The sequence below is a fragment of the Methylosinus sp. R-45379 genome (genome assembly GCF_001644125.1).
Classification (GTDB): domain Bacteria; phylum Pseudomonadota; class Alphaproteobacteria; order Rhizobiales; family Beijerinckiaceae; genus Methylosinus.
On sequence record NZ_LUUM01000295.1, the window covers coordinates 1 to 7,044 of the forward strand.

Consider the following 7,044-nt stretch of genomic DNA (forward strand, 5'->3'; position numbering starts at 1 on the left):
CAATGTCGCGACTTTGCGCGGCGACGGCGCGCTCTTCGTCGGGCCGGACGATGGCGAGATGGCCTGCGGCGAATTTGGCCCAGGCCGCATGGCGGAGCCGCTCGCCATCGTCGCCGCCATAGAGGCCGCGCTGGGCGGCGATACGGTTCTGCCGCTGCCCGTCGCGGGGCAGGGGAGGCTCGCCGGGCGCCATGTGCTCGTCACCTCCGGGCCGACGCGCGAGCCGATCGATCCGGCGCGCTTTCTCTCCAATCGCTCCTCCGGCAAGCAGGGCCACGCCATTGCGGCGGCGGCGGCGCAGGCCGGCGCGCGCGTCACTCTGGTCAGCGGCCCGGTCGAGATCGCCGATCCAAAAGGCGTCGCCACGCGTCATGTGGAGACGGCGCAGCAAATGCTCGAGGCGGTGGAGGCGGTTCTGCCGGCCGATGTGTTCATCAGCGCCGCCGCCGTCGCCGATTGGCGCGTCGAGCCTTCCGCCGACAAGATCAAGAAGGGCGCCTCGCGCGAGCCGCCGACGCTCGTGCTGCGCGAGAACCCCGATATTCTCGCCAGCGTCGCGCAGAGGCGCGAGGGACGGCCGGCGCTGGTCGTCGGCTTTGCGGCGGAAACGCGCGACGTGCTCCTCCATGCGCAGGAGAAGCTCGCGCGCAAAGGTTGCGATCTCATCGTCGCCAATGACGTCGGCGCCGGAGTCTTCGGCGCGGACAGCAATGAGGTTCACCTCGTCTCGCGCGCCGGCGTCGCCTCCTGGCCGCGGTTGGACAAGACCGAGGTCGCGGCGCGGCTCATCGCGCATATCGCCGACACGCTGGGAGAGACGCCGTGACCAAGATCGCCATCCGCCGGCTTCCGCATGGCGAAGGCCTGCCGCTTCCCGCCTACGCCAGCGCCGGCGCGGCGGGGCTCGATCTTCGCGCGGCGATCGCGCCCGGCGGCAAGCTGGTGCTGGAGCCCGGCGCGCGCGATCTGGTGCCGACGGGCCTGTCGCTGGCGTTGCCGCCCGGCTTTGAGGCGCAGGTGCGGCCGCGCTCCGGCCTGGCGCTGGAATTCGGCGTCAGCGTGCTCAACGCGCCCGGCACCATCGATAGCGACTATCGCGGCGAGGTGAAGGTTCTGCTGGTCAACTTTGGGACGCATCCATTCGAGATCTCGCGCGGAATGCGCATCGCGCAGCTCGTGGTGGCGCGCTACGAGCATGTCGAGCTCATCGAGGCGGCGGAAGCGCTGGAGGAGACCGCGCGCGGCGACGGCGGCTTCGGCTCGACCGGAACGAGCGAGGTCGCATCGGGCGAGGGCGGAGCCGAATGAGCCTGCTGCCGCGTCCCGCGCGTCTCGCCGTGCTGGCGGCGCTCGACATCGCCTTGCATGCGCGGGCGCGGCCGGTGTCGTCGCGGGCGCTGGCGGCGCGTCACGATCTGCCGCCGCGGCATCTCGAGAGCATGCTGCAGGCCATGGTGCGCGCCGGCATTTTGAAGAGCGTGCGCGGCCCGGCCGGCGGCTATGAGCTGGCGCGCGAGCGCCGCCGTCTGTATGTCGGCGAGATCGTGCGCGTCGCTCTGCGCGCGGAGGAGGGCGCGCAGAACGGCGAGGAGCCGCGTCTGCTGGCGCTCGCGGTCGATCCGCTCTTCGCGGAGGCGGAGCGTCAGGCGCTCGCCAAGCTCGATACGATCACGCTGGACGAGCTGCATGGGCGCGCGGTCGCCGCCGGCCTCGGCGAGATCGAGGCGAATGAGGGCGACTTCGAAATTTGATTTAGCGACGGAAAGCAGGAGGCCGGCCTTGGATTACGAGACGATCGAGATCGAGACGCATGATCGTGTCGCGCTGCTGCGGCTCAACCGGCCGCGCGCGCTCAACGCGCTGAATGCGCGGCTGATCGGCGAGATCGCCGACGCTCTGGCGCATTTCGAGGCGGACCCTCAAATCGGCTGCGTGGTGCTGACCGGCTCGGCGGAGGCCTTCGCCGCCGGCGCCGACATAAAGGAGCTGCGCGACAAGACCGTCGCCGAAGCCTATCTCGACGATTTCCTGGCGCGTTGGGACGGCGTGGCGCGCGCGCGCAAGCCCGTCATCGCCGCCGTCGCCGGCTATGCTCTGGGCGGCGGCTGCGAGCTCGCCATGATGTGCGACTTCATTCTGGCCGCCGACACGGCCAAATTCGGCCAGCCCGAGATCAAGCTGGGCGTCATTCCCGGCTCCGGCGGCACGCAGCGGCTGGTGCGCTCCATCGGCAAATCCAAGGCCATGGAGCTCGTTCTCACCGGCCGGCTGATGGGCGCGGAGGAAGCCGAGCGCTGCGGCCTCGTCGCCCGAATCGTTCCTGCGGACAAGCTTCTGGAAGAGGCGCTGAAGAGCGCGCGGACCATCGCCGCTCTGTCGCTGCCGGCCGTGCTGATGGCTAAGGAGGCGGTCGAGCGCGCCTATGAGACGCCGCTCTCGGAAGGCGTGCGTTTCGAGCGGAGATTGTTCTATTCCCTGTTCGCGACGCATGATCAGAAAGAGGGCATGACCGCCTTCATCGAGAAGCGCCCGCCGCGTTTCGAGCATCGCTGAGCGCGCCGCTCCGGCCCGGCCATTGACGAAACGACGCCGGCCCGCGTATAAGGCCGGCGAACTGGCCGCGATTTCGCGGCCGCTTTGCTTTTTTGGGCGGCGACCCCGCCCGCCTCGCCTCGACCGTCGAAGGAACAAAGATGGCCAACACCAGCTCGGCCAAGAAGGCCGTCCGCAAGATCGCCCGGCGCACGGCCGTCAACCGCGCGCGTCGCAGCCTGCTGCGCACGCAGGTCCGCAAGGTCGAGGAGGCGATCGCCAGCGGCGACGCCGCGACGGCCGCCGCCGTGCTCAAGAGCGTCGCGCCAGTCGTGATGCGCGCCGCGCAGCACGGCGTCATTCACAAGAACACCGCATCGCGCAAAGTCTCGCGTCTCACGGCGCGCGTGAAGGCTCTTTCTGCCTGATCTTTTCTTGCGCAAACGGCGTGTTTCGAAAGCCCGGCTCCGCCGGGCTTTTTTGCGTTCTGCGTAATATTTCGACGCACGGGCAAACCGACTCCGCTAGTCTTCGTAGTGTGAGATTTTTTTTCACACGCTTTTCTTGTGCGCAGCGTATACGGTTTAAAAACAGTTAATTGCGTTAAAGGCCCGCTGCGTCGCCAAGGCTCGCCGGGCTTGACAGGCCCCGTTCGTTAACGCGCGCGCTGCAACAATGCGAAGATCGCCGTGTCACGCCTCCCACCGTCGTAAATTTTTCTGAGCGACGAATCATGACTTTATCCAGGCGAAGGGCGTGACTGCGGCTGCGATGCGGCGACGTTCCGCGCATTCTGCGGCTCGACGATCGTTGCGTGCGCAAAAGCGGGCGTGTAGGTTCGAAATGTGGCGTGGCGCTGAGGAGCGGCGTCGCTTGGATGGGTGAGTAGACGCATGTAAGCCTCCGGGTGACACCTTCTCTGCGATGGACTGCCCGACGCGTTCCACGAATGCGTCGACCACACCACGAATGCATCGGCCGATTCCCGCTGGGTGCGTTTCTGTCTGCGTATCTTCAGATCCGATTGTAAGGACCGCGACGGGCTTTCGCTCATCGCGGATGTAGGGGTGATGTGATGGCTTTTGGGCGGCGAGCCGACACGAGACCGAGCGACGACGTAGCGCAGCGCTACGACGCGCGAGGTCGCAGTCGAAAGGACGGACGAAGTCCCTTCGACCTCGGCGAAAATTCCGTGGGTCCCCCGAACCAGCTTTAAGCGTCCTCTAAGCGTCGATCGCGCATATCGATCGAAACCGACCGATCTATCCGTTTCACTATGACGACGCTGTCGAGGCGCCGCGCCTCGACTCGTCTTCAGCGCGAAAGAAAGCCATGTCCGATAATAGCGATGACCAGTCGAATTCCAGCGAGCTGTCGGCGGAGGGCCGGCAGAAATGGGAGCGCGTGCGCGGGCGGCTGCGCGCCGAGCTCGGCGAGGCCGTCTACAGCTCCTGGTTCGCGCGGCTGGAGCTCGAAGGCATGAAGGACGGCGCAGCGCTGCTGACGGTGCCGACGAAATTCTTGAAGAGCTGGATTCAGTCTCACTATGCGGATCGCATCCGCACGCGGCTGTGCGCCGAATTTACCTCGCTCGAGCAGATCGTCATCGACGTGCGCTCGCCGACGCGCCGTGCGCGCCCTCGTGATGCGGACGCCGTTTCCGGCGCCGTCGTCGAGAAGGCGCAACCGGCGCCTGCGGCCATTGTCGTCGAGCGCTCGGAGGCGCAGCACGTCAAGGCGCCGATGCGTCCCGCGGCGCGCGGCGACGGCGAGTCTTTCGGCGGTTCCCCGCTCGATCGTCGTCTGTCTTTCTCGACCTTTCTCGTCGGCCCCTCGAACCAGCTCGCCTATGCGGCCGCCTGTCGCGTCGCCGACGCCCGTCCCGGCGAGCATCCGCTGTTCAATCCGCTCTACACTCATGCGGCCGTCGGACTCGGCAAGACGCATCTTCTGCAGGCGGTGGCGCGCTCGGCCAATGACAATAAGCGCCGCGTGCTCTATCTCACCGCCGAGAAATTCATGAGCGGCTTCGTCTCGGCGCTGACGCAGCAAAATTCGATCGCCTTCAAGGAGCGGCTGCGCAACATCGACGTGCTGATCATCGACGATGTGCAATTTCTGCAGGGCAAGTCGATCCAGCAGGAGTTCTGCCACACGCTGAACTCGCTCATCGACGCCGGCAAGCAGGTCGTCGTCGCCGCCGATCGCCCGCCCTCCGACCTCGAGACTCTCGACGAACGCGTGCTCTCGCGCTTCAAGGGCGGGCTCTGCGTCGACATCGGCCCGCTCGACGAAGAATTGCGCATGAAGATTTTGGAGGCGCGCATCGCCGCCGCGCAGGAGGCGCAGCCCAATTTCCATGTGCCGCCGGCGGTCATGTCCTATATCGCCAAGACCATCGTCACCAATGGCCGCGATCTCGAAGGCGCGGTCAATCGCCTGCTCGCCCATTCGACGCTGAACGGCGCGCCGCTCTGCGTCGAGACGGCGGAGAACGCCATTCGCGATCTCGTTCGCAGCGCCGAGCCCAAGCGCGTCAAGATCGACGACATTCAAAAGCTCGTCGCCAGCCATTACAATATCTCGCGCGCGGATATTCTCTCCTCGCGCCGCACCGCCAATGTCGTGCGCCCGCGGCAGATCGCCATGTATCTGTCCAAGGTGCTGACGCTGCGCTCGTTGCCGGAGATCGGCCGGCGCTTCGGCGGACGCGACCATACGACCGTGCTGCACGCCGTGCGTAAGGTCGAGGAGCTCGCCTCCAAGGACAAGAGCCTGTCCGAGGTCATCGAGCTCTTGAAGCGAATGCTCGCCGAGTGAGCGGGGGATCATGGCCGCGCGCTCAGCGCGGCCGCCACATCCGCGCGTCGGGCTCTATCGGATAGGCGGCGTCCCACTCCGCCAGCTTGCGCTGATAGAGCGTGCGATAATCGGCGTCGCTCAGCAGCTCCATCTTCTCGAGATCGAGATCGAGCCCGATCTCGTGATAAATATCGAGATTGCGCAGATCCGGCCGCGGCAGCTCGCCGCTCTCGTAATCGCGCCACATGTCGCGATAGAGCGTCTCCAAATCGCCGACGAGCCGCGGCGTGTCGAACAGCAGCGACGTCTCGCGCACATTGGCGAGCCTGTCCCGCAGCCCCGCGAGCTTGCGCCTGTCCTTGCCGAGCTCGATAGCGAGCGCGATATAATCCTCCGCGCTGGCGCAGGCGAGCTCGCCGACGCCCGCCGCGCGCACCAGGCTGGCGCAGACGCGCGAGGCGAAGCTGCGGCCGGCGAAGGTGACGATCGGCACGCCCATCCACAGCGAGTCGGCCGCCGTCGTATGGGCGCCATAGGGGAAATTGTCGAGAAACAGATCGGCGAGCGGATAGCGCGCCAAATGATAGGGGTTGGCCATTTTCTCGGCGAAGACGATGCGCTCCGGCGCGACGCCGCGCGCTTTCGCCTCCTCGCGCACGCGGGCGTTGGTCTGCTCCGTGCCGGTCAGCAGCCACAGCACGCTGTCGGGAACCGCCGTCAGAATGCGCGCCCAACGATCGAAGGTGAGGGCGGTGAGCTTCTGCATGCCGTTGAGCGAGCAATAGACGAAGGCGTCCTCCGGCAATCCCGCCTCGACGCGCGTCGGGCGCTGCGGCGCGACGACGCGCTTGCGATCATTGGGCTGGTAGCAGGCGAGCCGCGCCACCTTCTCCGAGTAGTAGATCTCCGCGCCTTCGGGAATGATCACCGGATCGGCGATGATGTAATGATGATAGGGGCTGCCCATCGTGCCGGGGAAGCCGAACCAGTTGACGATGATCGGCGCCGGCCGCAGCGAGAACACCTTGGTGCGCGCATCCTTGGTGTAGCCGTTGAGATCGACGAGAATGTCGATCTCGTCCTCGGCGATTTTTTTCGCCGCCGTCTCGTCGTCCATTCCGTTGATGTCGGTCCAGCGATCGACGGCGGCGGCGATGCGCTCGCGCGTCGGATCATTGCGCGCGATGCCGCAATAATAGGCGTAGATCTCGAAATGCGCGCGATCATGCGACTCCAGCACATCGGTCATGGCGAAGCCGACCGCATGCTCGCGCAGATCGGAGGAGACATAGCCGATGCGCAACCGCTGCTTGCGCGCCCGCTTCGGCTCGGCTGCGCGCAGGCTGCGCTCGGGTAGGCCGCGTTTGGGCCGGCCGATGGAGCGCTTCTCGTAATGATGCGCCTTGGCGAGCTGGAACATCGGATCGTCGGCATGATTGGCGAGCGACAGCGACGAAATGCCATTGGCGAGATCGGCGAGGCTCACGCGCTCGGAGGGCTGCACGACCGGCCATTTGCATTGGCGCTGGCGCAGCGCGATCCAATGCTGCACGACTTCCTGCCGCTTGGGATCGATCTCCAGGATTTGCCGCAGCGCGTCTTCCGCCGCCTCGTCCTTATTGAGGCTCTCGAGCACGCGCCCGGTCTGCTGCAGCGCGCTGAGCTTGTGAGCGACCGACTCGCCATTGACGGCGGCGGTCGCGCAATGGA

Annotated in this window: 7 protein-coding genes; 6 read left to right on the plus strand and 1 reads right to left on the minus strand. The window is 66.4% G+C overall.

Annotated features, from left to right (window positions below):
* The 6 genes from coaBC to dnaA all read left to right on the plus strand — a co-directional run.
* Positions 1-826: bifunctional phosphopantothenoylcysteine decarboxylase/phosphopantothenate--cysteine ligase CoaBC (coaBC, locus tag A1351_RS21185; RefSeq protein WP_064033848.1), on the plus strand; the 826-nt coding region annotated here is incomplete at its 5' end.
* Positions 823-1,308 (plus strand): dUTP diphosphatase, encoded by a 486-nt coding sequence (dut, locus tag A1351_RS21190; protein WP_024879340.1) that lies wholly within the window; start codon positions 823-825, stop codon positions 1,306-1,308. The genes coaBC and dut, both read left to right, overlap by 4 nt.
* On the plus strand, positions 1,305-1,751 hold the full coding sequence (locus A1351_RS21195) for an Rrf2 family transcriptional regulator (RefSeq protein WP_024879341.1): 447 nt from the start codon (positions 1,305-1,307) through the stop codon (positions 1,749-1,751). The genes dut and A1351_RS21195 overlap by 4 nt, the downstream gene beginning before the upstream one ends.
* 28 nt (positions 1,752-1,779) lie before the next feature.
* Entirely contained in the window at positions 1,780-2,553 is a 774-nt protein-coding gene (locus A1351_RS21200; RefSeq protein ID WP_024879342.1) for an enoyl-CoA hydratase, read from the plus strand.
* Positions 2,554-2,693: 140 nt separating this feature from the next.
* Positions 2,694-2,960, plus strand: a complete 267-nt coding sequence (gene rpsT / locus A1351_RS21205; protein ID WP_024879343.1) for a 30S ribosomal protein S20 — start codon at positions 2,694-2,696, stop codon at positions 2,958-2,960.
* Positions 2,961-3,864: 904 nt separating this feature from the next.
* Positions 3,865-5,352, plus strand: coding sequence for a chromosomal replication initiator protein DnaA (gene dnaA, locus A1351_RS21210; RefSeq protein ID WP_051465390.1), 1,488 nt, complete (start codon positions 3,865-3,867; stop codon positions 5,350-5,352).
* A gap of 22 nt (positions 5,353-5,374) precedes the next feature.
* Here dnaA and A1351_RS21215 read toward each other — a convergent pair.
* On the minus strand, positions 5,375-7,044 hold a 1,670-nt coding region (locus A1351_RS21215; protein WP_064033849.1), incomplete at its 5' end, for a glycosyl transferase.

Excerpts from the sequence above, each read along its gene's own strand:
- A1351_RS21195 (WP_024879341.1), top strand. The coding sequence starts at position 1,305 with ATGAGCCTGCTGCCGCGTCCCGCGCGTCTCGCCGTGCTGGCGGCGCTC.
- rpsT (WP_024879343.1), top strand. The coding sequence starts at position 2,694 with ATGGCCAACACCAGCTCGGCCAAGAAGGCCGTCCGCAAGATCGCCCGG.
- dnaA (WP_051465390.1), top strand. The coding sequence starts at position 3,865 with ATGTCCGATAATAGCGATGACCAGTCGAATTCCAGCGAGCTGTCGGCG.